Consider the following 23,395-nt stretch of genomic DNA (forward strand, 5'->3'; position numbering starts at 1 on the left):
GCGAGCCCGGATCATTTGAATGCCACTTTCATACCCGCAACGAACAAGCGCGGCGAGCCCGCATAGATCGATCCCGTCGTGTTTGCGAGCACGCTCGCGGGATTTTGAAGACCCGCCGCCGTCACCGTATTGGCGATGTTATTTGCCGACGCGACGTAGGTGCGGTCGAACACGTTCCTGACTTCGAGAAACAGGTTCAGGGATCTGAACGTGTCGGACACCAGATCGGTCTTGTAGTGGACGTTCACATTAACCAGCTCATAACCCGGCGCCTTCAGCAGATTTGCATTGTCCATGTAGAAGGAGTCCTTCCACTGGACCTCGACGAAGCTTCCGAGGCCTGCCAGAGGCCCGGCAAATTCGTCATAACCAACCCGGGCCGTCAGCTCGTTCGGCGAGATGCCGGGGATCTTGTTGCCGGCCCGATTGAAGCCGAACACCGAAACATTGGTGATGTTCTCGACATACTCAGTGTAGACCTCGTCGAGATAGGTGTACGCCGCCATGAGCCGCCAGCCCGGATAGAACTTCCAGTTGGCGGCGAGCTCGATGCCGCGATGCTCCGATCGCGGTGCATTGAACGTGTAGGATATGCCGGTGATCGGTGTCGCCTGGCTGACGATCTCGTTGCGGAAGAACTCGTAAAAGCCGGTCGCGCTGAGCTTGAGCGTGTTGTTCGGCGTCCAGTCAAAACCGAGATCGTACCCAAGATTTTTCTGAGTCTGGAGCTGGGTGTTGTTGCCCGACAATCCCGTCGGAAGGACGAAGAGATTCGAAACCTGCGGCGTGCCGTACCCCGTGGCGACCCGCCCGCGGAACAGCCACTCATTGTTGAGATTGTAGAGCAGCGCCAGCTCTGGTGCAGCATTTTGAAACTGACGGTCCCCTGTCGTGAGCGCCGTCGTGGTGATGCCGGTTGGGCCAGCATACGCATATGCCGTGTTGATGCCCTTCAGGAGGGTCGTCTCCCAGCCGATGCCGGCAACCGCCGTCAGCGCCGACGTGAGCCTCAGCTCCTCCCTGGCACGAACGCCATAATTGGTCGTTTCGCTGTAGAGATTGCTCGACAGTCTGCCGAGCGTCGCGTTGCCTCCCGGCATCACGTTTCGCGTGTCGCTCGACGCCGTCAGCGTGTTGTAGAAGGCACCGAAGAACGCAGTCGACTCCATGCCGAGAATCTCGCCCCGCTTGGTGACGTCGCTCATGAAATTGTACGAGGGAAAATCTCCGATCGCGCTGGTCGTGCCGGTCGGCTGGCTGATGCTCCGGTCATCGAAGACGAATTGGTTTCGCCAGGTCGTGGTGTTGTCGAAATCGTGCTCCCATCGGCCGCCGACGATGGTCCGGCGGTCGTTGCGGCCGAGCCCGGCCTGCACGGCCGTTTCCTTGTCGGTTCCGGCGGTCGTGTTGAAGCCGTTGTTGTTCAGCGTGACCGTGCCGCATCCGGCTGCGGCCGAGACGCCCGTCGCGCAACCCTGCTGGAAGGGATTTTGATAATACTGGTTCAGCGACTGCCGAATCGGCAGCCGCGCGCTGAGGTCGTTGTTGATGATCTTGACCGTGAAGCGGTCATCGGGCGTCGCCTTGAGCGTGCCGAGGAAGTTGACGGTCTGCGTATTGAACCAGCTGTTGCCGATATAGCCGTCGCCCCGCGTGTCGCTTGCGAACAGCGAACCCTCGAAATTGCCGACCTTCTTGCCGGCCGCAAGATAGTTGTTGAGATAGCCGTAGCTGCCGCCGTCGACGCCATATTCGACGCCGTCGATTGTGCCGCCCGGCCGCGTCCGGAAATTGAGCGCGCCGCCGGTCGCGTAATTGCCGTAGAGCGCCGAAGAAGGGCCGCGGACGACGTCGATCGCACCATAGGCGTGGGGATCGATCAGGTCGCTGCGTGACAGGCCGTCCGGCTGCGTCACTGGAAAGCCGTCGTCGAAGATCACGAGATTTCGGATACCAAAGCCGTTCCGGGCGTTGGATCCGCGAATCGAGATGCCGAAATCGCGCGGGCCGTTCCCCTGCTTGATCGAAATGCCCGGGCTGTCCCGCAGGACGTCACTGACCGAAAACGAGGGCCGGTTTTCGAACTGGCTGCGGTCGATGGTCGTCGCGGTCTGGCCGGCCGGTGCCTGATTGAGACCGTCTCGCGCTGCGCCAGCGGCAATGCCCCTGTTCTGGGCCGGCGCGCTGGCGCTCGCGTTCGGCACAACGGGCCTCGCCGCTCGGCCCGTCGAAGCGGATCGCTGGCGCGGAGACCGGGTTACAGGTTTGGCACGGGCGGCCTGCGGCGCCTCAACGGTCACCGCGGGAAGCACGGTATTGCTGCTTTGAGCGAAGACTCCGCTCGACGTCGCAAGCAGCGCGGCCTGAACGGCAACGAGGCTCACACCACGGCGGGCATGATAATTCAACATGGGGCATTCCTGACGCCGGGCTTTCTCTCCGGCTATGCGACAGCATCAATCGCCGGCGGGCGGGCCGCGACGACAGTGGGGGTCGTCAGGAAATGTGTGGAGGCGCGCGCGCCTGGGCGTTTGAGCCCTTAGGGGCGGAAACAGTCGAGGCATCCGCCTGATGCCACACCACGCGTTCGGCGTGGCGGAAGGGAATGGCGAGCGCAAGCTGCGGCGGCGAATCGAGCGAGGCAGCCGCCTGCGCCAGACAGCACAGCGCACAGGCACCGGTATGCGCGGTCGGTGTGCCGGTGTGATCGTTCAGACCACCCTGCTCGCTCGCGCTGTGGCAGATGACGGGGGCGGACAGCGGATCGGCCACAGCCTGGCTGGCCGCCAGACAGGCGGCAATCGGCGCCAGCACCTGCATCGCCAAAGCGAGCAGGACCAGAGGTAGGAATTTTTGCAGCCGTGCGCGCATCCACCGAACCATTCGTTCGTGCGCTAACTAAACACCTCGCCCGGTCCTGAGTCGAGGTCGGTTCCGCTGGCTTCTTGGCCCAGCGCAAATTTCTCGAAAACTGTGGTCCGGTCGCTCCACTTGAGGGGACGTCCGGCATTTGAGGCAGTCCGGCAACCCTGTCTCGTCCACAGATTTCTTATATTTGTCATATGTTTACCTGGTAAACAGCCCGATCATTTCGTTCGCTGCTCTTATTTTGAACAATCGTTGCCGAAAATGATGACAAGTGAGAAAAGTTGATCTAGCATCCCCCTTGCTCAGGCTGAACCGCGAGGTCGAAGTCTGGTGGTCCAAGTCTCGGGAGGAGCCCCTGGCGCGCTGAACGCAGCGTCGCCCCGTCAATCAAGAGCAAATCTTAGAATCGGGGATAATAGGGTCGACACAATTTTCGAGCGGGGCTAGGGCCCCGCTCTTTTTTTGTCTGCGTGGCATCGATGCTGATGAGCGATTCATCTAATCCAATCGAAGAGAGCTTCGAACTTGCGGCCGCGCGCTGCGCGGATATCACGCCGCTCGTTTACCAACGGCTGTTCGAACAGCATCCGGAAACACAGACGATGTTCCGTTCGCAAGGCAGCGAGCTCGTGAAGGGCTCGATGCTTGCGCTGACGATCGAGGCGATTCTCGATTTCGCGGGCGAGCGTCGCGGGCATTTCCGGCTGATCGCCTGCGAAGTGTTGTCGCATGATGCCTATGGCACGCCGCGCGAGCTGTTCATCGCCTTCTTCGCCGTGATCAGGGATTCGCTGCGCGAGCTGCTCGGTGATGAATGGTCGCCGGACATCGCGCAGGCCTGGGATACATTGCTCATCGAGATCGACACCTTCGCCGGCATCGCAGCGTAACGCTTCGCGCTGCACCAACGCGCCCCTCGGCGAAACGCAACGCGATTGCAGATTGGGTGGCGTGAACTCTTCGATTGTGAGACACTTTCCGACATCGGTCGCGCAAGCAATGACGCGCCGAGATAAAAGACATGGGAGCGAGCGATGTCCGGGACGAAAGATTTCTCGACGACGAGGCGCGATCTTCTTCAGGCGGCAGCGGCCGCCGGCGCCGGGGCTGCCCTCTTCGGCAGCATGGGCATAAACCCGGCATTGGCCGCCGAAGTCGGACGCAGCGAGAAGCCGCTGAAGGCGGCGTTCTCCAACGCAGGCCTTCAGGCGACCTGGTGCGCGCAGGGCAAGCAGGCCGCGGAATTCTGGGGCAAGCTGTTCAACGTCGAAGTGACCTGGTTCGACGGCCAGCTCGATGCGGTGAAGCAGCGCGCGGCGATCGACAACATGGCCTCGCAGAAATGGGACTTTGTCGCGATCCAGGCGTTCGGCATTGGCACCCTCACCCAACCCGTGCAGAAGATGATCGACGCCGGCACGCCCGTGATCGACATGGACACGCTGATTGCGCCGCTCGACCAGCTCAACGTCCACTCCTTCCTCGCCCCGGACAATGAGTTCATGGGCGCCTCGGTGACGCAGGCGCTGTGCAACGCCATGGGCGGCAAGGGCAAGATCATCATGACGCAAGGCGCCCTCGGCCACACCGGCGCGCAAGGCCGCGCCAAAGGCTTCAACAACGTCGTCAAGCAATTCCCGGCGATCGAGGTGCTCGACACCCAGCCGGCCGACTGGGACGTGTCGAAGACCGCCCGCCTCTGGGAAACCTATCTGACAAAATATCCGCAGATCGACGCGGCGTTCTTCCACAATGACGACATGGCGCTCGCCGCCGCCAACATCATGAAGGCGCGGGGCCGCACCAACATCCTGATCGGCGGTGTCGACGCCATGCCGCCGGCGATCCAGGCGGTGAGCGAAGGCCGGATGTTTGCGACCGTGCGCAATCCGTCCTGCCGCATCCATGGCGGCGCGATCATCGCCGGCGTCTCGGCCGTGGTCGGCGGCGAGAAGAGTGGACAGGGCATCCCGAAGAACGTCGTCACCGACGGCCCGGTCGTGACCAAGGCCAACGCCGCGGGGATGCAGTGGATGCAGGATCACTTCCTGATCTGAGCCTCCATGCGCGAGGATCGTTCGCCCATCCTGGAACTGCAGGGCATCACGAAGAGTTTTGGCGGCGTCGAAGCGCTTCGTGGTGTCGACTTCGCGCTTTCCCCCGGCGAGATCCACGGTCTCGTCGGCGAGAACGGCGCGGGAAAAAGCACGCTGATGAAGATCATCGCTGGCGTGCATACCGAATTCTCAGGACGCTTCCTGATCGACGGCCAGGAGACGCATTTCCGCTCGGCGCGCGATGCGCATGCGGCTGGGATCGCCATGGTGCATCAGGAGCTGTCTGTGGCGCCCGATCTCACGGTCGCCGAGAACGTGTTCCTCGGCAACCAGCCGACCAACGCCCTCGGCCTCGTGCAATGGCGACGCATGGCGCGCGAGGCCGGCGAGCAGCTCGCCCGCTTCGGCATCGACGTCGATCCGATGTCACGGCTCGGCGACCTCCCGATCGGATTGCAGCAGCTGATCGAGATCGCGCGCGTGCTGTTCTCCGGCGCGCGCATCGTCATCCTGGACGAGCCGACCTCCGCCCTCTCCCCGCCCGAGGTCGAGCGCCTGTTCGCAACGCTCCGGCGGCTGCGTGAGCAAGGCACGGCCATCGTCTTCATCTCGCATTTCATCGAGGACATCCTGCGCGTGTCCGACACGGTGACCGTGTTCCGCAACGGGCGGAAGGTCGCGGAAACAGCAAGCGCCGCAACCAGCAAGGGCGCATTGATCGAGGCCATGATCGGTCGCGGCGGCGAAGCGCTCGAGCACAGCTATAGCGACGATCTGATGCTGCCGCGGCCCGCGGACGGTTCGGTCATTCTGAAGGTCGATCAGCTCTCACTGGCGCGCAGCCTGAAGGACGTCTCCTTCGAGGCACGCGCCGGTGAGGTGCTCGGCATCTACGGTTTCATGGGCTGCGGCCAGCAGGAGCTGTCGCGCATCCTGTTCGGCAAGCTGAAGCCGGATGGCGGCACGCTTGCCGTCGAAGGCAGGGCAAGAACTTTTGCGAGCACGGCGGCGGCGAGACGCGCGGGCGTGGCGCTGGTGCCGGAGAGCCGGCGCGCCATGCTGTTCCACCAGGAGCCGGTGTACAAGAACATCTCGATCAGCATTTTGGATCGCATCTCGTCGCTGCTGCTCAAGCCGACGCAGGAGCGCGACATTGCCCAGCGCCAGGTCGAGCAGCTTCAGATCAGGCCGCCGGTGGTCGGCCTCGACCTCGGCATGCTCTCCGGCGGCAACCAGCAGAAGGTCGCGCTGGCAAAATGGCTGACCTATCCGCCAAAGCTGCTGGTGCTGTGCGAGCCGACCCGCGGCATGGATGTCGGCGCCAAGAACGACGTCATCAACATCATTCGCGACCTCCGCGCCAAGGGGCTCGCCATCATCGTGCTGTCGACCGAGCCGGAAACGGTGCTGTCGCTGGCCGACCGCATCCTCGTGCTCAAGCGCGGTGCAGTGGTGCGGGAATTCAAGAACGAGCCGGTCAGCAAGGACCGCCTGCTGGAAGCGGCGTGACGGAGAAGCACATGAGCAGTGAGACGGCTTTGGCGGCGGGGCAGCGGGCGCGAGGCCTTGCGCCGTTCCTGCGTTCGCAGATGCGCAACATCGCGCCGTTCCTGACCTTGATCTTTCTCTCCGGCTTCTTCGCCCTCGCCAGCCCCTCCTTCGCGACGCTCGACAATCTCGGCAACATCCTGACGCAAGTGTCGGTGACGGGCATCATCGCGGTCGGCCTCACCTTCGTGATCCTCTGCGCCGAGATCGACCTCTCGGTCGCCAGCATCGCCAACGTCACCGGCATCGCCGTCGCCTATTTCACGCTGCAGGAATCCTACGTCAACATTCCCAACATTCCCCTCCCCGGTGCAGCTGCGTTCCTGCTGGCGATCCTGCTGTGCGCGGCTCTCGGCCTCGTCAACGCGCTCGGGCTGACCGTAATCGGCATCCCCTCCTTCATCATGACCTTGGCGATGATGCAGATCGCGGCCGGCATCTCCGCGCTGCTGGTACGCGGCCAGATTGCCTACAAGGTGCCTGACATGATCACGACGCTCGGCTCCGGTTCGATCGGCGGCATCCCCTGGATCGTCATCGTCGCCGCCATCATGCTGCTCGGCGGCCATCTGGTGCTGACCTACACGCGCTTCGGCCGCTACGTCTACATGGTCGGCGGCAACCGCGAGGCGGCCGAATATTCCGGCCTCAACGTCAAGCTCATCTTAGGCAGCGTCATGGTGATCTCGGCGGTCTGCTCCGGCATCGGCGGCATGCTCGGCGTCGCCCATTTCGGCAGCGCGCAGCAGAACGAGTTCGACACCTATCTGCTCGACTCCATCGCCGCCGTCGTCGTCGGCGGCACCAGCCTGTTCGGCGGCCGCGGCGGCATCGGCAACACCATCGTCGGCCTGTTCGTGCTCGGCGTCCTCAACAACGGCCTCGACCACGTCAACATCGACAGTTTTTTAAAAATCCTGATCCGCGGCCTGATCCTGCTGGCGGCGCTGATCATCAACGTCTACGCCCAGCGGCTGAGGGAAAAAGCGGCGGAGTAGACGGTCCTCAAAACGGAAACGCGAAAACAACCCCATGCACAGTAGCCCGGACCAGCGAAATCAACGGCTTGAGGGCGACGTCGCGAAATTGCTGATTTTTCGAATTCCATTTGACACGTCGGGCAAAACAGGAGCATGATGGCATCATGGCGACTGCTCCGAAAGGCGGTGCCTGCCCCCGTCATTGCTAGCGCAGCCGGCCGCCACCCTTCGAGGGCAGTTGAAGAAGCGGCCACCTCAGGGGAACGGTTCTAATCCGCCGCCAACCGCGAGAAGCGGAAATTGCAGTGGCTGGCACCGCCCGCCAACGTTTGTGTCCGCTGCAGGCGAATGCCTCGCGTGGCATAGGCGTCGAAATCCAGCCCGCAGATGTTCGGCAGGATGTCCTTGTCGCCATGGCGCGCCGCGAGCTTGCAGAAGCCGCAGGCCTTGTAGTCGATGCCGAACTCGAAGCTGTCGCCCGGACCGGGCTCGACGAAATCGTACACGAAGTCTTCCGGAAACTCTTTCTGATGGCTTTCAGTAACGCTTGTTGCCGCCTGTTCGCGCATCAAAGTCCGGTTCTCCGTCGACATGAATTGACGCCCCGCGGCGAGACGCTCCGCTTCAGGCGCGGCCAGCAATTGCGCCTTGTAGGTCTCCCGCTCGATCTCGCCGATCACGGGCACCGGCACGCCGTGGCGCCCCAGCACCCGGCTGATGGCCATAAACCCTGTCAGACGCATGAAGAAATCGCTCATGCGACTTGTCGCGCCGCCGACATAGGGCATCTGGATGAGGATGATCTCGAATTCGTCCATCACCTCCTGCCTGATGCCGTCGATATCCGACAGATGCGCGCGCTCACGCAGCATCGCCTCGGCAATGTCGAGCCGCTCGCGCATGGCGGCCTCCATTGCGCCGCGATGCGCCTCGTAGAACGAATGAATGATCTCAGCCATTGGACACCTGATATGATTGACTCAAAGACGCCAGCTTCACTCCGCGGCGATCGCCTCGATCTCCAGCAAACATTTACTGTCGACGGTCTCGACGACCACGACCGTCAGCGCAGGCTCGTGGTCCCCGAGCATCGCGCGGCGAATGGTGCGGTTGGCCACGAGCTGATTGCGGTCGGTCAGGAACGTGGTCACCTTGACCAGATGCCCGACGCCAAGGCCGGCGGCAGCGAGCACGTTCTTGACGTTGCGCCAGGCCTGCTCGCATTGTGCCTCGAAGCCCTCAGGTACGGTGCCGTCGGGATTTTCGGGCACCTGGCCGCTGATGAACAGCAGGCGGCGATGCTCCTTCACTTCAAGTCCCATGCAGTAGCCGCCGGCGGGCGGGTGGACCGTTGAGGGATTGTGGCTGACGATGTGAGCTGGGGGCATGAGGTGTCTCCGGATTGCGGGCCGACCGTATCCGGCGGCGGCGTCCCGGCGCAAAGCATCATTCCTGCGGTTCAGCGCAAGAAAATCTATTGCAAGGCCGCGGCCCATCGGTGTCAAACTACGGTGCGATGACCTACGCCCTTCCCCCGCTCAACGCGCTCCGCGCCTTTGAGGCCGCCGCGCGGCATCTCAGCTTCAAGCTCGCCGCGCACGAGCTGCACGTGACCCCCGCCGCCGTCGGGCAGCAGGTGAAAGCGCTGGAAGCGCGCCTCGGCGTGCAGCTATTCGAGCGGCTGCATAAGCAACTCATCCTGACCGCGGCGGGTCAGGCCTACCTGCCCGGGATATCCGATGGCTTTCGTTGCATCGCGGATGCAACCTCGCAATTGAGACCGTCAGGTACGGTGCTGCTGCAACTGGGGGCCCATGGCAGCTTCGATTTGCGTCGGCTCGATCTGGCGGCGTTTCGGGGCGCGCATGCGGAGATCGGCCTGCGGGTGTTGCAGCCGGCCGGCCTGCACGAGCTGGTGGAAGGCAAGGTCGACTTGCTGATCGCCCGGGGGCTCGGCCACCATCCGGGCTATCGCTGCGACCGGGTCGATAAGGGATCAGGCTTGGGCGATTGGCTCATTGCGCCTGAAGGCACCTCGGATTGCCCCGAAATCGTCAGCTTCCGCGACTGGCTGCGCGCCCTGCCGGCCGAGACCTCGCTCGCCAACCGCCGCCCGCGTCTGGTCGGCGGCGTCGGGAGTTGAGGCGGCCGTGAGGCAGTCAGAATTCGGCGGCTAAAGCCCGGACGTGACGACGCTTCTAACCGTCATCCCCGCGCAACCGCGAAGCGGTTGTCGCTGGAGGTGCGAGGCAGGCGATGCGAACGCATCGCCTGCGGAGCCTCGAAGGATGAACGGCCGAGATGCAGCCGGGCCGTCGCCCTTCGAGAGCCGCTGAAGAAGCGGCCAACTCAGGGTGACGGGGATGTGACCGAGTACGCAATTTAGTTCTGTCATTGCGAGCGTAGCGAAGCAATCCAGGCTGTCATCGCGGAGAGCCTCTCACCATTGATTCATCGATAGCAGTTATTGTTCGCGATCAAAGATCGTGTGCGTGTCGCTGGTCGGGTGGCCTACCTCAAGAGCGTGGAGCCTGACACGCAGTCGCTCACCGGGCAGTGCTAGGCGCATGGGTTAACCGGGAGCCTCCTGGAGAGTGCGAGATTGCCATGTTGCGACAAACGATAAAACGCGACGCGGTCGACGAAATCCTCCTCCGAGTCGGAGTGTTTCAGCTGCTCATTGTGGTCGCCACGATCACCACGGTTATTATCTACGCGGTCGCCACGGGCGCCGCTGCGCTCATCAAGCAGTCTTCGCTGGTTGCCGCCTCGATCTCTGGGATATTGGGATGGATCACCGCGAGCGGGCTATCGATCCTTTGACGGGCTCGGCGGATATAGCGACCTCATCCAGCCGGCCCACACCATCTCACTCGCAGCCCGCTGGCTTATCCTCGCGCTCAAGAAACGCAGCTAATACGATCAGCGGCCTTAGGCCGTGAACCCATAAAGTGCGACGAGCGAATGGCTTGCCACGAATAGAATTGGGAACGCGCGCGGCTTTACGACTCGTCCGCAGCCCTAGTGCGGCGACCGAATAGCACAATGAAGCTAGCCATGATTTGCGCGGCGATGCCAATGGCAAAGGGCACCGTATAACTTGCAGTGATGTCCCGGATAGTACCGAGGATGGCCGGTGCTAGAGCGAATACGGCTTGATTGATCGCTACCACAAGCGCGACGACTGTTCCGACATCGGGTGATCGGAACTCCTTTTGGGCAATCAACGCTGGAAACGAAACGACGTTTCCGACGCCGAGACCGAATAGCGCGCAACCGACCAGCACCGCGCTCGGCGTATCCGAGATGCAAATGAAACCGACTCCGACGCTCTGGACGAGGAAATTCCCGCAAGCTGCGATCCGGCGATCATGATCTCCGATGAGCCAGCCGAGCAGCGTCCGTCCGGCAACTGCGGAGATTGTTGTCAGGCTCACGGCGAGCGCTGCGCCACTGGCACCAAATACGGGCGAAACCCGCGTGAGGAGATGAGACAGCAGACCGACTTGCGCAAAGAGCGCGAGCGCAAAGGCGGCAGTCAATGTCTGAAATTCCCTGGTTCTGATCAACGAGCTGCGCGAAAGACGTTGGACCGGGTCTGGCTCACTTCGTGGCGGTAACGGTAGGCCGCCATCGGCCGTGAGACCGAGATCCGCCGGCACTTTTCGGAGGTAGAAATGAGCCAGAGACCCGACAACCAACAGGACAGCAATGGCGACCAATATCGCAGTCGCCTGAAGGCCGATGCTCGCAATCAGCTGCACCAGAAGCGGCGGAAACACGATACCTGCGACACTCGCTCCATTGAAAGCAAGGCTGATCGCCTTCGGGCGATCTCGATCGAACCAAGGAGCAACCATGGCGTTTATTGCCGCACCACTCGTTACGGCCCATCCGCAACCGGAGATCAGGGCCGCAATGAAGAGCTGCCACGGTGCAATCGCCATCGACCAGGCGACGACGCCCACCGCCGTGAAGGCGGCGCCACAAATCGTGGTGGCCGCCAAACCAAAAGCGCGGTGCACTTCCGGCAGAAAAACAATGATCGCTGCCCCGCCGAAGAAGTGCGTCGTGATTGCGGCCGAGATCACCGCAATCGACCAGCCCTTCGTCTCGTGCAAGCTGTGAAGTAATACCCCGAGGCCATGGAAGCCGACGCCCCAGGCAAAAACGGCGACCACGAACGCAACCCAGGCGACCGACCAGCCGGCAAAACGTGCCGGCACTGCTTCCGATGCTGAACTGCACGCCATGATTGACCCGATTCTTATGATGCCAAATTGCCGGCCGGGCGATGAGGCGCAGCACCTGCATCCCACGGGTCGCGCACGCGCGATCAGCTGCGCGTTTGTTCGTAAGCCTTCAGATGCGTATAGGCCGTGCGCAGCCGCGGCACCGGAACTTTTGCGGTGTCAGCGCGCGCAATCAGGTCGCCAATCACATGATCGGCTTCGATCGGTTGGCCTGCCTTGATGTCGCGGAAAATCGATGCGGTGAGCGTCGAGCCTTCCGTGGTCAACATCCCTGTCGCGCGTTCCAGCGCAGGCGCGCGGGGCGGATAGCCCCCGGCGGTCGCGACCGCCCTGCATTCGTCGAGAATGCCAAGCAGGAAGTCCTTACCGCCGGGCGCCGCCAAGATCATGCCGATCGGGGCGCGCATCAAGCTGGTCGAGGCCGCGTTCGACGCGAGGAAAACCCATTTCTCCCACATGTCCTCCAGGACGGTTTCGCTCGCCGCGCCGTCGAAATTGCAGCTTCTGACGACGTCCGCGATGGCGCGAACCCGGTCTGACATTTTGCCGTCGCGCTCGCCGAAACCAAGCGATTGCACCGGGCCCAGCTGGACCACTTCGCGCTTCTCGTTCAGTGTCATCGCAGTCAGGCAGAGCCCTCCGAGCACGTGGCTCGCACCAATTTTTTTGTCGAGAACGTCCAGATGACGCATACCGTTGAGCAGCGGGATGATCGCGGTCCTCTCGCCTACCGCCGGCGCGAACGACTTGACCGCGTCGTCGAGGTCGTAAGCCTTGCAGCTCAACAGCACCGCGTCAAACTTGTCCTTGATGGTGTCGGCCTGGACGACAGGCGGATTCTTCAGCGTGACATCGCCGTTCGGGCTTTTGATCACGAGGCCTACGGCGGCAAGCTCCGAGGCACGGCGCGGCCGCACCAGAAAGGTGATGTCGCGACCGGCTTGCAGCATCCTGCCGCCGAAGTATCCGCCAATGGCCCCCGCGCCAACGATGAGAACGCGCATCTCTCAATTCCTCTTGTTGTTGCTAAAATAGCCGGTGCTGCAGCCGGCATTCGCGAGCAACACGACCGGAATGCCGGATCCCTCAAGGATGCATTCGGGCGTCGCGCCGCCGACCTTGATGTTTCGGTGCTGCTGCAATCTCAGTCTCCCGCAAATCGGCTGACGTTAGGTCCCAACCCGTCTCATGGCGGGCGGATCACCGTCCTGAGTGCTCGCGATCAGATGTATTGGGTCCAAACGGCCGTTGCTGGCCAAAACCGGACTCCATCCCCGAAAGGGAGCCTGGTCGGGGAGAGGCGGCGAATATTATCGCTCTCGTGGTTAGCGCCGCTTGCGACGAATCTCGCTTGGCGATCTGCCGTAGACTTCAGCAAAGGCGGAGTTGAAGCGTCGCAGGCTCCCGAATCCTGCCTGCATTGCGATCTCGGTCATCGGCAGGCTGGTCTCGTTGAGCAGGCGTTTAGCTCGCTGGACACGTGCGGTCCTTGCCACTTCTGAAGGACTAGCCTCGAGATAGCGCGCGAATAGTCGCGTCAGCTGCCTTGATCCCATGCCGAGGCGGTAGGCCAGGCGCTCGACAGTGACTCCCTCCTGATCGAGTGCTCGCTCTTCGAGGATGAGCCGTAGCGCCCGCTCGACGGTCGTCCGGCTGCCGATCCAGGCGTTGGAAAACGGAGCGGTTTCGGGCCGGCAGCGCAAGCAAGGGCGGAAGCCAGCCGTCTCCGCCGCAGCGGCCGACGGGAAGAACGAAACGTTAGCCGACCGGGGGCGCGCCGGACAGACCGGACGGCAGTAGATGCCCGTGGTACGAACGGCGGTATAGAAGAGCCCGTCATAGGCCGCGTCTCGCGCTATGCGCGCCCGATCACATTCCGCAAAGTCGAACGACAGGGGCTCCGGAGGGCGCATAAGTCATTGATCCTTGTTCTCGTCGTGGGAAAGGTGATTTACGAGAAGACGGCCGCCTTTGCGCCTGATGTCCGCGGACTGTGCCCTCCAGGTCTCCTTCCGTCAGCATATAGGTATCGCTAGGCAGATAGTTCGGTCTCGGCCGAAGCATGCCGCGTCGAGTTCGGCCTAGTCTGTGAGCGACACGCCCTTCTGCCAACATGGAGAGGTCGATGAGCACAAACGACGACGCTCCGCCGAAGGTGCAGACGCATCTCAAGCCGAATGGCGGCGTCTTCGAATCCATCAACCGCCCGAGCGCCGGAGCGACGTTCGAACGGGACCTGCCGAAAGGCAAACATCCGCTGCAACTGTACAGCCAGGACACTTGGAACGGCATGAAGGTCACGATGTTGCTCGCATTGTCTCGATCACGAATGTTCTTCGGAAAGTCTTTTCGACTTTCACACCCAACTTCATGCGGACCTCCTATCGGAGCGAGATGCTCTTGGATTTAGGAACGCTTCACGCCTGAATTCAGCAAAATCTCCGAGAAGCCTGCATGCTCTCGCACTAGATACGATTCACAGGCAACCTTGGGTTACACTCGCGGTATCGTTTGACGCCGACGTCTCAAGCATCATCCACCCGCGCCGGCAGCGGCTCTCCGAGAGCGCGCTCGTGCGTCCTCGATCAACTCGACAGTAATGTCGTCACGAGATCATCGCGGCCGTCGCCCTTCGAGGGCCGCTGAAGAAGCGGCCACCTCAGGGTGACGGTGATAGAGCGACGCTCGCTGCACCGATCTCCTCAGCCCGCCAACACCTCACCGCGTGCCCATCGGCCCGCGTCTCCAGCACCGGCCCCGGCTCGTGGCGGCACACGTCTTCCGCATAACGACAGCGCGGGCTGAACGCGCAGCCATTCGGCGGATTGAGCGGATTGGGAAGATCGCCCCCTGTCGTCGCCAGCGGCGCATGGCGCAGCGGATCGGGAATCGCGGCGATCAGCGCCTGCGTATAGGGGTGCGCCGGCCGCTCAAAAATTTCGCGCCAGTCGCCGTTCTCGACGATGCGGCCGAGATACATCACGGCGACCCGGTCGCTCATGTGCTCGACGACGCCGAGGTCGTGGCTGATCATGATGTAGGAGAGGCCGAGGGTGTCCTTCAATTCCAGCAGCAGATTGATGATCTGGGCGCGGATCGAGACATCGAGCGCAGAGACGGGCTCGTCGCAGATGACGATTTTGGGATTGAGGATCAGCGCGCGGGCAATGCCGATGCGCTGGCGCTGGCCGCCCGAGAATTCATGCGGGTAGCGGCCCGCCTGTTCGGGCCGCAGGCCGACATGCCGCAACATGGTCGCGACGCGGTCCTCGATCTCGCTTTTTGCGGTCACGCCGTGCACGCGCAAGGGATCTTCCAGCGTGCGGCGAACGGTCTGGCGCGGATTGAGCGAGGCGTAGGGATCCTGAAATACCATCTGCACAATGCGGGCCAGCGCCTTGCGCTCACCGGAGGGCCTGTTCGTCACGACCTGCCCGTCCACCACGATGCGGCCGCGCGTCGGCGCCAGCAGGCCAAGGATCGACAGCGCGACCGTCGATTTGCCGGAGCCGGACTCGCCGACGAGGCCAAGGCATTCGCCGCGCTTCAGGGTGAGATCGACGCCGTCAACCGCACGGAGCAGCCGCCGGTCGCGGCCGAGCCAGCCGCCGCCCATCGGAAAATGAACTGCGAGATCCTCGACGCTGAGGATGAGATCGTCATCTGGCCTCCCCTCACCCGATTTGTGCTTGGGCTCATGCATGGTGATGGCACCTCACCAGACCGCCAGCCGCCAGCAGATCCGTTGCCGGCGCGGTGGCGCGGCAAATATCAGTCGCCTGCGCGCAACGCGGATTGAATCTGCAGCCATCGGGGAAAGCCGTGATCGCCGGGACGACGCCCGCGATCTCCTTGAGCCTGGTCCTGCCAAGCGCAGCGCGACTGCCCAACCGTGGCAGCGAGGCCACCAGGCCCTGCGTATAGGGATGCGCCGGTGCGCGAAAAACATCGGCCGAGCCGCGCTCCTCGACGATGCGGCCGGCATACATGACGGCAACGCGGCGGCAGACGTTTGCGACCAAGCCGAGATCGTGGCTGATCATCAGGATCGCAGTGCCCCGCTCGGCGCACAGATTCCGCATCAGCTCGATGATTTCAGCCTGCACGGTGACATCGAGCGCGGTGGTCGGCTCGTCCGCGATCAGGAGATCCGGACCGCATGCCAGCGCAATGGCGATCATCACGCGCTGGCGCATCCCGCCGGACAGCTGGTGCGGGTAATCCTTCACGCGCCGCTCGGGCGCGGGAACGCGGACGCTCGCCAGCGCCTCAACCGCGAGTTGATTGGCCTCACGCCAGCTCTTGCCCATGTGCAGCACGAACATCTCGGCGATCTGCCGGCCCACCGGCGAGACCGGGTTCAGCGCCGTCATCGGCTCCTGAAAAATCATGGCGATGCGATTGCCGCGCAGCTCGCGCTGTTTGGCCGCCGAAAGGTGCTGGATCTCCCGCCCCTCAAACCGGATGACGCCGCTGCCGATCGACAAGGGCTGCCGCAACAGGCCAATCAGAGCGAGCGCCGTGATGCTCTTGCCGCAGCCGGATTCGCCGACCAGGCCGAAGGTCTCGCCACGATCGATGCGGAATGAAATGCCCTCGGCCGCCGCGACACGTCGCGATCCATCGTCGAGATCGATGCGCAAATCCTCGACTTCGATCAGCGGCACGCCTGTCATGACCGCCGGCTCCGCGACTGCGGATCGAGAATGTCGCGCAGGCCGTCGCCGAGCAGATTGAGGCCGAGCACCGTGAGGAAAATGGCAAGGCCCGGAAAAACCGAGAGCCACGGCGCCGTGGTGATCTGGTCGCGGGCGTCCGACAACATGCTGCCCCAGCTTGGAAACGGCGGGCGAACGCCGAGGCCGAGGAACGACAACGCCGCTTCCGACAAGACCGCACTGCCCATGCCCAGCGTACCGATGACGATGATGGGTCCGAGCATGTTCGGCAACAGCTGCGTGATCATGATGCGGAGATCGCCGTAGCCGAGCACGGTTGCCGCCTGCACGTAGCCCTGGCTCCTCAGCGACAACGCCGAGGCTCGCGCGATCCGGCACGTGAAGGACCAGTTGGTCAGCCCGAGTGCGATCAGCAGGCTGGTCAGGCCGGGTCCCAGCACCGCCATGATCGCAAGCGCGAAGATCAGCGAGGGGATCGCGAGCATGAGATTGGTCAACCCGTTGACGACATCGTCCCACCAGCCGCCCCAATAGCCGGCGCTGAGGCCCAGTGCCACGCCGATGACGCTGTTGATCAGCTGCGAGACGATGCCGACCGTCAGCGAGATCCGTGCGCCATAGACGACGCGCGAATAGATGTCGCGGCCCTGGTCGTCGGTGCCGAACCACCAGGTCCAGCTCGGAGGCTCTTCCGCATTCAGCAGGTTCGCGTCCAGGACGGGATCGGTGTGCGCCAGCCGGGGCGCCAGCAGACCGACCAGGATCGCAAGCGCGAACAACGCGCCACCGATGATGAGATTGGCGCGGAGCTTCATGCGTATCTGATCCTGGGATCGATCACCCCGTAGAGCAAATCGATCAGCAGATTGATCGCGAGAAAGGCCAGCACCACCACGAGAATGGAGCCCTGGACAGCGGGAATGTCGCGCTGCAGGACGCTGTCCACGAGCAGCGAGCCGATTCCCGGCCACGAGAACAGTTTTTCGACCACGACCGCCTGCCCCATCAGTGCGCCGAACTGCAGGCCAACGGTGGTGAGAATGATGACGAGCGCATTGCGCATCACATGCCACTTCACCACCCTTGTCTCGCTCATGCCCTTGGAGCGCGCGGTACGGACGAAATCAGCGGTCATGATCTCGAGGACAGCAGCGCGCGTCGTCCGGGCGAACAGCGCCATCGGCGAGACGCCGAGCGTCACGGCCGGCAGGATCAGATATTTCAAACCCCCGTCGCCATAGCCGAAACTCGGCAGCCAGCCGAGCTTCAACGCAAACAGATACATCAGCACCAGCCCGAGCCAGAACTTTGCAATGGAAAGGCCGGACACAGCCACGACCATGGCCAGCGTGTCGACGATGCCGCCGGGTTTCAGCGCTGCGATGAAGCCAAGCGGTACGCCGATCACGACGGAAAACGCCATGGCGGCGAAGATGAGCTGCAGCGTCGGCCACATCCGTTTGGCGATCATGGTCGTCACAGGCTCGCGCGTGCGGAACGAGGTCCCGAAATCACCTGTGGCGAGCTTGGCGATGTAGGCGCCGAACCGCACATAGACGGGCTGGTCGAGGCCGAGCTGCTTCTTCATGCGCAGCTCGATCTGCGGATCGCTGTCGTCGCTCATGGAGGAGACGATGCTGCCGGGAACGACGCTGAACAGCACGAAGACCAGCAGCACGACGGCGAGCACGGTCGGAATGGTTTGCAGGAGACGACGGATCAGAAAGGAGAGCATCTCAACTTTTCCTCGCTCCCTCCATCGTTCATCGCGATGGAGGGAGCGCGAGAGCGCGTGTCACTTCGCGGGCGAGGTCTCGTCGACCCAGAGGTCTTCGACGTTCTGGTGGGTCAGCTCCGTCGGGTTCAGCTGAACGCCATGGAGCCACGGCTGCACGGCCATGACCGCCTTGTTGTAGTTGAAGAACCAGACCGGAGCCTCCTCATAGAGCAGCGCATTGGCCTTTTGCAGCAGCTGGGTGCGCTTTGCGACGTCGTCGGCCTGCCCTGCCTCGTCAATCAGCTTGTCGAACTCGGCATTGCTGAATTTCATGTAGTTGCAGGCCGGCTGCGGCGTCGACGAGTGGAAGCATTTGAGCGCGGCCTGGGGATCCGGGCCGGTCGCCTGGGAATAGATGAAGGCCTGGTAGTCGCCGCTGCGCACCACCTCCGCCAGCACCGCGGTCTCGACCTGCTTGACCTTCGCCTTGATGCCGACCTTGTCCAGCATCGGGATCACGGCCGAGACGATCGGCAGGCCCCAGCTCTCATTCTGGCTGGTGGTCCATTCGAATTCGAAGCCTTGGGGATAGCCGGCCTCCGCGAGCAGCTGCTTGGCCTTGGCCGGATCGTAGGCGTAGGGCTTCATGGCCTTGTCGTAGGCGGGCGAGGTCAGCGGCAGCCAGCTGGTGGCGCGATAGGCCTTGCCCTTGACCAGCTTGTTGATGATCAGATCGGTATCGATCGCGTAGTTGATGGCCTGCCGGACGCGCTTGTCGGCGAACGGCTTGAACGCGGTATTCATACCCATGTAACGTGTGAAGACCTCGGCGACCTCGACGACGGTGCCCTTGAGATCAGCGTCGTTCTGATAGGCGACGTACTGCGCAGGCCCGAGCACCGAGGTGTCGATCTCCTTGTTGCGGAAGGCGACATCGCGGGCCGCGGCCTCGCCCATGACCGATACGATGACCTTGTCGGCATAGGGCTTGCCGGGCTTGTAGAACCGGTCCCAGCGCTCCAGGACGATGCGCGATCCCGGCACATGCTCGACGAATTTGAACGGTCCGAGACCGATCGGCTTCTGGATGAAACTTTCCTTGGCGGCTTCGTCCGCAGGATAAATCGACGTCAAAGCGGTGAAGAAATAGAAGCCGGGATCGACTTTCTCGGTCAGCTTCATCTCGATGGTGAAGTCGTCGATCTTCTTCAGGCCGGATATCTCCTTGGCCTGCCCCTTCTCGACTGCGGCCGCGCCCTCGATGACGCGAACGTAGCGCGCGCCGGGATAGGCCTTGGTGCCGTCCATGATGCGGTTGTAGGACCAGATGACGTCGTCGGCCGTCATCTTGCGGCCGTTGTGGAAATAGGCGTCGTCGCGCAGCTTGAAGGTGTGAACCAGACCTCCGCCCGAGACGACGTCCTCCTTGGCCAGTTCCAGAACCGGTTTGCCTTCCGCGGAATTCCAGATGTAGAGCGAGCGATGCAGGGCCTTGGCGTAGATTTCGTCCTGGGCGCGCTGTGTGGTGTGAATGTCCAGGCTGGTGAAACTCGAGCCGTAGGGCGCGGTCATGCGGATGGTTCCGCCCTTGCGCGGCGTCTCGGCCTGCGCCGTGGCGACGAGCGCCAGTCCCAAACCAGCGGCGATCGCCACTCTTCTCAACATCATAGGCCCTCCGGCAACGCGTATTCCGATCAGGGAGTTGACCATTCGTCGCCTGTCGAAAGCAAGCTTCGTTTTGGTGGCAATTGATGCCGGTTCCTGAGGCAGCGACCTCGTGGGTGAGGTTGCATGCTGCGGCGATGCAAGCCGACGATTGACGCGGTGCGTCATGGATCGAGACGACCAGTGAACATTTTTCGTGATCGATGCGACCAAGCTCAGGATCGTTATCTAAGTCCCGGGAATCGCGGAAAATCAGGATCGCGGAAAATGAAAGGCCGAACGTTAGGTATCCTGCTCGCGGGCAGTCTGGTTGCCGCGACAGCGGCGCTGGCGATGCCCGTCACCCCGGACCCTGCCCGGGACGGTTCGAGCGATACCATCCAGGCCGGCTGGTCCCACACCTCACGGTCAAACGGGGATGTCGCCGACATCTGGTGGGCGCTCAGGGACCGCTGCTCCCCCGACTATCTCGGTGAGCGCCTGCTCTGCGACGGCCTCAGGATGCTGGCGCGGGCCGCAAGCCGAACCTTCGAGAGCAAAGTGTCCACAGAGGTGGGCCTGCCACTCCCCGCGGGCTGGGGCCTGATCACCGCGAACAACTCGCCCTTCATCCGGTCGGCTCACGTCGAGCTCCCACTCGATCTCAAGACCGTGCTCGGCTTCTATCGCGCCGCGCTCACCAAAAACGGCTGGATCGAGAACGATGGCGCGGCGGTCGAGGCTGATCGGGCCGCGGTCGGCTTCACGACGTCAAATGGACCTGCCTCGCTTCGGCTCACCCGTCAGGACGGCAGAACCATCGCCGACCTTTCGCTGCACAAGTCGCGCGTCGCAACGGCAGGATTCCTGCCAAAGCCGGAGCAAGGACGGCTGATGCTCGGCAACAGGACGGACGACGCGGCCGTCGTCACCGTCAACGAGCGGACCATCAAGCTGGCGGCGCGCGCCGGAGAGAACCTGGCGAGTTCGGACGACGCAGCCGGCAAATTGCCGGACAGCCAAAAGCTCGATCTATCGCCGGGCAAATACAAGGTCACCCTGACGATGGACGGCAACGAGGCACGTAGCCGGGAATTCGAGGTTGCGGCCAACGAGACCTGGGGTCTGCTGGTCGAGCATGGCGTCCTGATGCCGGTGCATCTCTACTGAGGCGACGCCCGAGGGCCCTTCCCGGTATGGCCGCGACGCCCTCAGCTCGATAATTCCGGCATCCAATCCCTCAGCTTTCGCGCGGCGCCGGTGACGTCCGCGATCGTCCGAAACGCGACCGCTTCCACCATCATCCCGCGCGCCAGCCGCACGGCACGGGCTTCGCTGATCGCGCGCTTGCGCGAGTCTTCTATCAGCTCGAAATCGATGTTGTGGGCGAGGCCGAAGATGCGGCGGATGGTTTTGGCGGCGGCGAAGCCGACGGTGTCGGCGAACAACCGCTGCATATAGGCCTGCCGCTCGGCTTCCAGGCGCGCGGCTCCCTTCTCGCCGGCGAAGAGCGCGGGCGGGTAGGCATCGCCACGCGCTTCCGACCGCCAGAGGTCGAGGAATTTTCGCGAAAACTCGTTCCAGACCTGCTCGACCGTATCGAGCACCCAGCCCTCGAAGACCTGCCGCTCGCCGGGCGCGCGCTCGTGACCGGCGGAAGCAAAATAGGCCATCAGCAGGTTCGCCAGCACGGCGCCGACGTCGAATCCCATCGGACCGTAGAACGCGAATTGGGGATCGATCACCCGCGTCTCGCTCTCCGTGACCATGATCGAGCCGGTGTGGAGGTCGCCATGGAGCAGCGCTTCCGGGCTTGCCATGAATTTCAGCTTCAGCCGGGAGACCGCGACATGCAGGTCCATGTCATCGCGGAGGTGAGCTGCCAGGCCATCGAGATACGGCGCGGTCCAGCGGTTCTGTTCGGCGATGCGATAGGGATCGGTGAAGATCAAATCCTCGGTGATCTTGCAGAGCGCATGGTTGCCGGCAAAGGCCGCGATGGCTTCCTTCTTCTCGGCGGCGGAGAGCGCGAGGTCGGAGCTGAAGAACAGGGTTCGCGCCATGAAGGTGGTGATGTCATCGACAAAGCGCAGATATTGCGTCCCGGCGACCATCCCCTTGCGCATGATGATGTGGGGCTCGAGCAGCTCCATCACCGTCAGCGCCAGCGTCTCGTTGTGGTGCAGCAGGGCCGGCACGAGGCCCGGCGCGAGCTCGGCCTGTTTCGAGAGGGCGAGATACTCGTAGTGAGCCCGCGACAGCGGCAGCGGCCAACTCTCGCCGACGAGGCGGACGTAAGGCAGCGCCTGTTTCACGGCGACGCCACCCCTCGCGCCCTTTACAATGAAGACGAGGTTGAGATTGCCGTCGCCGACCTCGGTGATCGACCACGCAGCCGGCTCGCCGCCGAGCAGCGCCGCAAGTTTCGGTTGGCCTGCGAGACAGTCCCGCAAGTCGGCCTCATGCAGAATCCGATAATCCCCTGCCCGGTCCCCGGCCATGACGATCCCATCCCATTTGTATGGGCCGGATCGTTACTCCCGCTCCAGGAAGCTCGAGCCGATCTCGGCCTTTCTTTTGATGGGATCGTAATCACAATAAACGTTGTCCGCCACCAGCGTGTAGCTGGCGCTGACGTTGTATTTGTCCAGCTTGACCGAGTTGAGCCCGATCACCGAGGTGCTCTTGCCGCCGTTCCATTTGAACGGCGTCGAGCTCTTGGCCTGCTCACAGGCCAGCACCGCTTCGTTGAAGACATAGCCCTCGACGAACGCCTTCAGGGTGCGCACCTGTACCGCCATCCGCCACTCGACATAGCCGATGCCGCCGAGACCGGCGACGATCAGCACCAAAAGCGCGATGACGATCCTCTGAAAGGTCATTTGTTTTCCCCAAAACTACAACGCAACTGCGAAAATCCAGCAAGAAACCTAGAACGGCATTCCCATCAGCTTCGACAGGCGTTCGATCGAGAGATAGCCGGCGTGGTAGGCGGCCATCGCGAGGGCGTAGATGATCGCCGAGATGATCGTCGTCCAGATCAGCTTGCTCCTCATCCGCGTCAGGATCGGCGCGCCGGGGTCGGTGCCGGGCGTACCGACGCCGTCCTCGTGCTGGCTACGGACGCCGAACGGCAGCGTCAGGAACAGTGCGATCCACCAGATGACGAAGTAGATCGCGATCGCGGTCGATATCTGGATGGCCATGGGGCGGCCCTATGCCTGCTCGATTTCGACGAGCGCGCCGGAAAAATCCTTCGGATGCAGGAATAGCACGGGCTTGCCGTGGGCGCCGATCTTCGGCACGCCGTCGCCAAGCACCCGCGCCCCCTCTTTCACCAGCGTATCGCGCGAGGCGATGATGTCGACGACCTCATAGCAGATGTGGTGGATGCCGCCGTCGGCATTGCGCTCAAGGAATTTTGCGATCGGCGAGGTCTCGCCGAGCGGCTCGATGAATTCGATCTTGGTGTTGGGCAGCGTCGCGAACACGGTGATGACGCCATGCTCGGGCAGCGGAACCGCCTCTGAAATCTGCGCCCCGAACGCCGCGCCATAGATCTTGGCAGCCTTGACCGCATCCTTGGTCGCGATCGCGACATGGTTGAGCCGGCCCAGCATGTTTCTCTCCCTTAGAGCATGATCCGGAA

24 protein-coding genes and 1 pseudogene are annotated in these 23,395 nt (G+C 62.8%); 8 read left to right on the forward strand and 17 right to left on the reverse strand.

Features of this window, described 5'->3' with window-relative positions:
• Positions 1-11 precede the first annotated feature (11 nt).
• On the reverse strand, positions 12-2,411 hold the full coding sequence (locus BMW89_RS20525) for a TonB-dependent receptor family protein (protein WP_092028799.1): 2,400 nt from the start codon (positions 2,409-2,411) through the stop codon (positions 12-14).
• Positions 2,412-2,496: 85 nt separating this feature from the next.
• Positions 2,497-2,871, reverse strand: a complete 375-nt coding sequence (locus BMW89_RS20530; protein WP_177196200.1) for a DUF2946 family protein — start codon at positions 2,869-2,871, stop codon at positions 2,497-2,499.
• Positions 2,872-3,353: 482 nt separating this feature from the next.
• On the opposite strand from BMW89_RS20530, the gene BMW89_RS20535 reads away from it, so the two are divergent.
• The 4 genes from BMW89_RS20535 (at position 3,354) to BMW89_RS20550 (ending at position 7,471) form a co-directional block, all read left to right on the forward strand.
• Positions 3,354-3,758, forward strand: coding sequence for a globin (locus BMW89_RS20535; RefSeq protein ID WP_177196201.1), 405 nt, complete (start codon positions 3,354-3,356; stop codon positions 3,756-3,758).
• A gap of 144 nt (positions 3,759-3,902) precedes the next feature.
• Positions 3,903-4,925, forward strand: coding sequence for a sugar ABC transporter substrate-binding protein (locus BMW89_RS20540; RefSeq protein WP_092028802.1), 1,023 nt, complete (start codon positions 3,903-3,905; stop codon positions 4,923-4,925).
• Positions 4,926-4,931: 6 nt separating this feature from the next.
• Entirely contained in the window at positions 4,932-6,434 is a 1,503-nt protein-coding gene (locus tag BMW89_RS20545) for a sugar ABC transporter ATP-binding protein (protein WP_092028803.1), read from the forward strand.
• Positions 6,435-6,445: 11 nt separating this feature from the next.
• The gene (locus BMW89_RS20550) at positions 6,446-7,471 is read left to right on the forward strand and encodes an ABC transporter permease (RefSeq protein ID WP_092028804.1); all 1,026 of its coding nucleotides are present in this window, start codon (positions 6,446-6,448) and stop codon (positions 7,469-7,471) included.
• Positions 7,472-7,722: 251 nt separating this feature from the next.
• On the opposite strand, the gene BMW89_RS20555 is transcribed toward BMW89_RS20550, so the two are convergent.
• Positions 7,723-8,412, reverse strand: a complete 690-nt coding sequence (locus BMW89_RS20555) for an L-2-amino-thiazoline-4-carboxylic acid hydrolase (protein ID WP_092028805.1) — start codon at positions 8,410-8,412, stop codon at positions 7,723-7,725.
• A gap of 36 nt (positions 8,413-8,448) precedes the next feature.
• A complete protein-coding gene (locus tag BMW89_RS20560; RefSeq protein WP_177196202.1) occupies positions 8,449-8,841 on the reverse strand; it encodes a RidA family protein in 393 nt (130 codons plus the stop codon).
• Positions 8,842-8,969: 128 nt separating this feature from the next.
• Here BMW89_RS20560 and BMW89_RS20565 point away from each other — a divergent pair, with 128 nt between their 5' ends.
• The gene (locus BMW89_RS20565; protein ID WP_092028940.1) at positions 8,970-9,596 is read left to right on the forward strand and encodes a LysR family transcriptional regulator; all 627 of its coding nucleotides are present in this window, start codon (positions 8,970-8,972) and stop codon (positions 9,594-9,596) included.
• Between the two features lie 464 nt (positions 9,597-10,060).
• Complete coding sequence (locus BMW89_RS20570) at positions 10,061-10,276, forward strand: hypothetical protein (protein WP_092028807.1); 216 nt, start codon at positions 10,061-10,063, stop codon at positions 10,274-10,276.
• A gap of 179 nt (positions 10,277-10,455) precedes the next feature.
• Here the strand turns inward: BMW89_RS20570 and BMW89_RS20575 are convergent, their stop codons facing one another.
• The 4 genes from BMW89_RS20575 to BMW89_RS20585 all read right to left on the reverse strand — a co-directional run bounded on the left by BMW89_RS20575 (position 10,456) and on the right by BMW89_RS20585 (position 13,619).
• The gene (locus BMW89_RS20575) at positions 10,456-11,706 is read right to left on the reverse strand and encodes an MFS transporter (protein ID WP_092028808.1); all 1,251 of its coding nucleotides are present in this window, start codon (positions 11,704-11,706) and stop codon (positions 10,456-10,458) included.
• 83 nt (positions 11,707-11,789) lie between these two features.
• Entirely contained in the window at positions 11,790-12,710 is a 921-nt protein-coding gene (gene panE / locus BMW89_RS20580; RefSeq protein ID WP_092028809.1) for a 2-dehydropantoate 2-reductase, read from the reverse strand.
• A 3-nt stretch (positions 12,711-12,713) separates the two neighbouring features.
• The gene (locus BMW89_RS38570; RefSeq protein ID WP_283805329.1) at positions 12,714-12,848 is read right to left on the reverse strand and encodes a hypothetical protein; all 135 of its coding nucleotides are present in this window, start codon (positions 12,846-12,848) and stop codon (positions 12,714-12,716) included.
• 183 nt (positions 12,849-13,031) lie between these two features.
• Complete coding sequence (locus BMW89_RS20585) at positions 13,032-13,619, reverse strand: bifunctional transcriptional activator/DNA repair enzyme AdaA (protein ID WP_092028810.1); 588 nt, start codon at positions 13,617-13,619, stop codon at positions 13,032-13,034.
• Between the two features lie 212 nt (positions 13,620-13,831).
• Here BMW89_RS20585 and BMW89_RS38270 point away from each other — a divergent pair.
• A pseudogene (locus tag BMW89_RS38270) lies at positions 13,832-14,017 on the forward strand (glutathione-dependent disulfide-bond oxidoreductase); the annotation flags it as partial.
• Positions 14,018-14,365: 348 nt separating this feature from the next.
• On the opposite strand, the gene BMW89_RS20595 reads toward BMW89_RS38270, so the two are convergent.
• Genes BMW89_RS20595 through BMW89_RS20615 form a run of 5 tightly spaced genes read right to left on the reverse strand, consistent with a single transcriptional unit; the run spans position 14,366 to position 19,770 of the window.
• Positions 14,366-15,409: an ABC transporter ATP-binding protein gene (locus BMW89_RS20595; RefSeq protein WP_092028811.1), complete on the reverse strand. Its 1,044-nt coding sequence runs from the start codon at positions 15,407-15,409 to the stop codon at positions 14,366-14,368.
• Positions 15,402-16,382, reverse strand: a complete 981-nt coding sequence (locus BMW89_RS20600) for an ABC transporter ATP-binding protein (protein ID WP_092028812.1) — start codon at positions 16,380-16,382, stop codon at positions 15,402-15,404. Before BMW89_RS20600 ends, BMW89_RS20595 begins: the two co-directional genes overlap by 8 nt.
• On the reverse strand, positions 16,379-17,200 hold the full coding sequence (locus BMW89_RS20605; RefSeq protein ID WP_092028813.1) for an ABC transporter permease: 822 nt from the start codon (positions 17,198-17,200) through the stop codon (positions 16,379-16,381). The genes BMW89_RS20600 and BMW89_RS20605 overlap by 4 nt, the downstream gene beginning before the upstream one ends.
• Entirely contained in the window at positions 17,197-18,120 is a 924-nt protein-coding gene (locus BMW89_RS20610; protein WP_092028814.1) for an ABC transporter permease, read from the reverse strand. Before BMW89_RS20610 ends, BMW89_RS20605 begins: the two co-directional genes overlap by 4 nt.
• Positions 18,121-18,180: 60 nt before the next feature.
• Entirely contained in the window at positions 18,181-19,770 is a 1,590-nt protein-coding gene (locus tag BMW89_RS20615; RefSeq protein ID WP_092028815.1) for an ABC transporter substrate-binding protein, read from the reverse strand.
• A gap of 264 nt (positions 19,771-20,034) precedes the next feature.
• On the opposite strand from BMW89_RS20615, the gene BMW89_RS20620 reads away from it, so the two are divergent.
• On the forward strand, positions 20,035-20,916 hold the full coding sequence (locus BMW89_RS20620; protein WP_092028816.1) for a hypothetical protein: 882 nt from the start codon (positions 20,035-20,037) through the stop codon (positions 20,914-20,916).
• Positions 20,917-20,957: 41 nt separating this feature from the next.
• On the opposite strand, the gene mtnK is transcribed toward BMW89_RS20620, so the two are convergent.
• From mtnK to mce, 4 genes are read right to left on the reverse strand one after another with little or no spacing between them, the layout of a single operon-like run.
• Positions 20,958-22,247, reverse strand: a complete 1,290-nt coding sequence (gene mtnK, locus BMW89_RS20625; RefSeq protein ID WP_092028817.1) for an S-methyl-5-thioribose kinase — start codon at positions 22,245-22,247, stop codon at positions 20,958-20,960.
• Positions 22,248-22,280: 33 nt separating this feature from the next.
• Positions 22,281-22,628 carry a hypothetical protein gene (locus BMW89_RS20630; RefSeq protein WP_092028818.1) on the reverse strand — a complete coding sequence of 116 codons (348 nt, stop codon included), beginning with the start codon at positions 22,626-22,628 and terminating at the stop codon, positions 22,281-22,283.
• A 48-nt stretch (positions 22,629-22,676) separates the two neighbouring features.
• The gene (locus BMW89_RS20635) at positions 22,677-22,952 is read right to left on the reverse strand and encodes a DUF1467 family protein (protein ID WP_092028819.1); all 276 of its coding nucleotides are present in this window, start codon (positions 22,950-22,952) and stop codon (positions 22,677-22,679) included.
• A gap of 9 nt (positions 22,953-22,961) precedes the next feature.
• Positions 22,962-23,366, reverse strand: a complete 405-nt coding sequence (gene mce / locus BMW89_RS20640) for a methylmalonyl-CoA epimerase (protein ID WP_092028820.1) — start codon at positions 23,364-23,366, stop codon at positions 22,962-22,964.
• Between the last annotated feature and the right edge of the window lie 29 nt (positions 23,367-23,395).

The organism is Bradyrhizobium sp. OK095 (genome assembly GCF_900109945.1).
Classification (GTDB): Bacteria; Pseudomonadota; Alphaproteobacteria; order Rhizobiales; family Xanthobacteraceae; genus Bradyrhizobium.

Bases quoted from the DNA above. Each gene is read 5' to 3' on its own strand.
- BMW89_RS20525 (WP_092028799.1), bottom strand. From the start codon at position 2,411: ATGTTGAATTATCATGCCCGCCGTGGTGTGAGCCTCGTTGCCGTTCAG.
- BMW89_RS20530 (WP_177196200.1), bottom strand. From the start codon at position 2,871: ATGCGCGCACGGCTGCAAAAATTCCTACCTCTGGTCCTGCTCGCTTTG.
- BMW89_RS20535 (WP_177196201.1), top strand. From the start codon at position 3,354: ATGAGCGATTCATCTAATCCAATCGAAGAGAGCTTCGAACTTGCGGCC.
- BMW89_RS20540 (WP_092028802.1), top strand. From the start codon at position 3,903: ATGTCCGGGACGAAAGATTTCTCGACGACGAGGCGCGATCTTCTTCAG.
- BMW89_RS20545 (WP_092028803.1), top strand. From the start codon at position 4,932: ATGCGCGAGGATCGTTCGCCCATCCTGGAACTGCAGGGCATCACGAAG.
- BMW89_RS20550 (WP_092028804.1), top strand. From the start codon at position 6,446: ATGAGCAGTGAGACGGCTTTGGCGGCGGGGCAGCGGGCGCGAGGCCTT.
- BMW89_RS20555 (WP_092028805.1), bottom strand. From the start codon at position 8,412: ATGGCTGAGATCATTCATTCGTTCTACGAGGCGCATCGCGGCGCAATG.
- BMW89_RS20560 (WP_177196202.1), bottom strand. From the start codon at position 8,841: ATGCCCCCAGCTCACATCGTCAGCCACAATCCCTCAACGGTCCACCCG.
- BMW89_RS20565 (WP_092028940.1), top strand. From the start codon at position 8,970: ATGACCTACGCCCTTCCCCCGCTCAACGCGCTCCGCGCCTTTGAGGCC.
- BMW89_RS20570 (WP_092028807.1), top strand. From the start codon at position 10,061: ATGTTGCGACAAACGATAAAACGCGACGCGGTCGACGAAATCCTCCTC.
- BMW89_RS20575 (WP_092028808.1), bottom strand. From the start codon at position 11,706: ATGGCGTGCAGTTCAGCATCGGAAGCAGTGCCGGCACGTTTTGCCGGC.
- panE (WP_092028809.1), bottom strand. From the start codon at position 12,710: ATGCGCGTTCTCATCGTTGGCGCGGGGGCCATTGGCGGATACTTCGGC.
- BMW89_RS20585 (WP_092028810.1), bottom strand. From the start codon at position 13,619: ATGCGCCCTCCGGAGCCCCTGTCGTTCGACTTTGCGGAATGTGATCGG.
- BMW89_RS20595 (WP_092028811.1), bottom strand. From the start codon at position 15,409: ATGCATGAGCCCAAGCACAAATCGGGTGAGGGGAGGCCAGATGACGAT.
- BMW89_RS20600 (WP_092028812.1), bottom strand. From the start codon at position 16,382: ATGACAGGCGTGCCGCTGATCGAAGTCGAGGATTTGCGCATCGATCTC.
- BMW89_RS20605 (WP_092028813.1), bottom strand. From the start codon at position 17,200: ATGAAGCTCCGCGCCAATCTCATCATCGGTGGCGCGTTGTTCGCGCTT.
- BMW89_RS20610 (WP_092028814.1), bottom strand. From the start codon at position 18,120: ATGCTCTCCTTTCTGATCCGTCGTCTCCTGCAAACCATTCCGACCGTG.
- BMW89_RS20615 (WP_092028815.1), bottom strand. From the start codon at position 19,770: ATGATGTTGAGAAGAGTGGCGATCGCCGCTGGTTTGGGACTGGCGCTC.
- BMW89_RS20620 (WP_092028816.1), top strand. From the start codon at position 20,035: ATGAAAGGCCGAACGTTAGGTATCCTGCTCGCGGGCAGTCTGGTTGCC.
- mtnK (WP_092028817.1), bottom strand. From the start codon at position 22,247: ATGGCCGGGGACCGGGCAGGGGATTATCGGATTCTGCATGAGGCCGAC.
- BMW89_RS20630 (WP_092028818.1), bottom strand. From the start codon at position 22,628: ATGACCTTTCAGAGGATCGTCATCGCGCTTTTGGTGCTGATCGTCGCC.
- BMW89_RS20635 (WP_092028819.1), bottom strand. From the start codon at position 22,952: ATGGCCATCCAGATATCGACCGCGATCGCGATCTACTTCGTCATCTGG.
- mce (WP_092028820.1), bottom strand. From the start codon at position 23,366: ATGCTGGGCCGGCTCAACCATGTCGCGATCGCGACCAAGGATGCGGTC.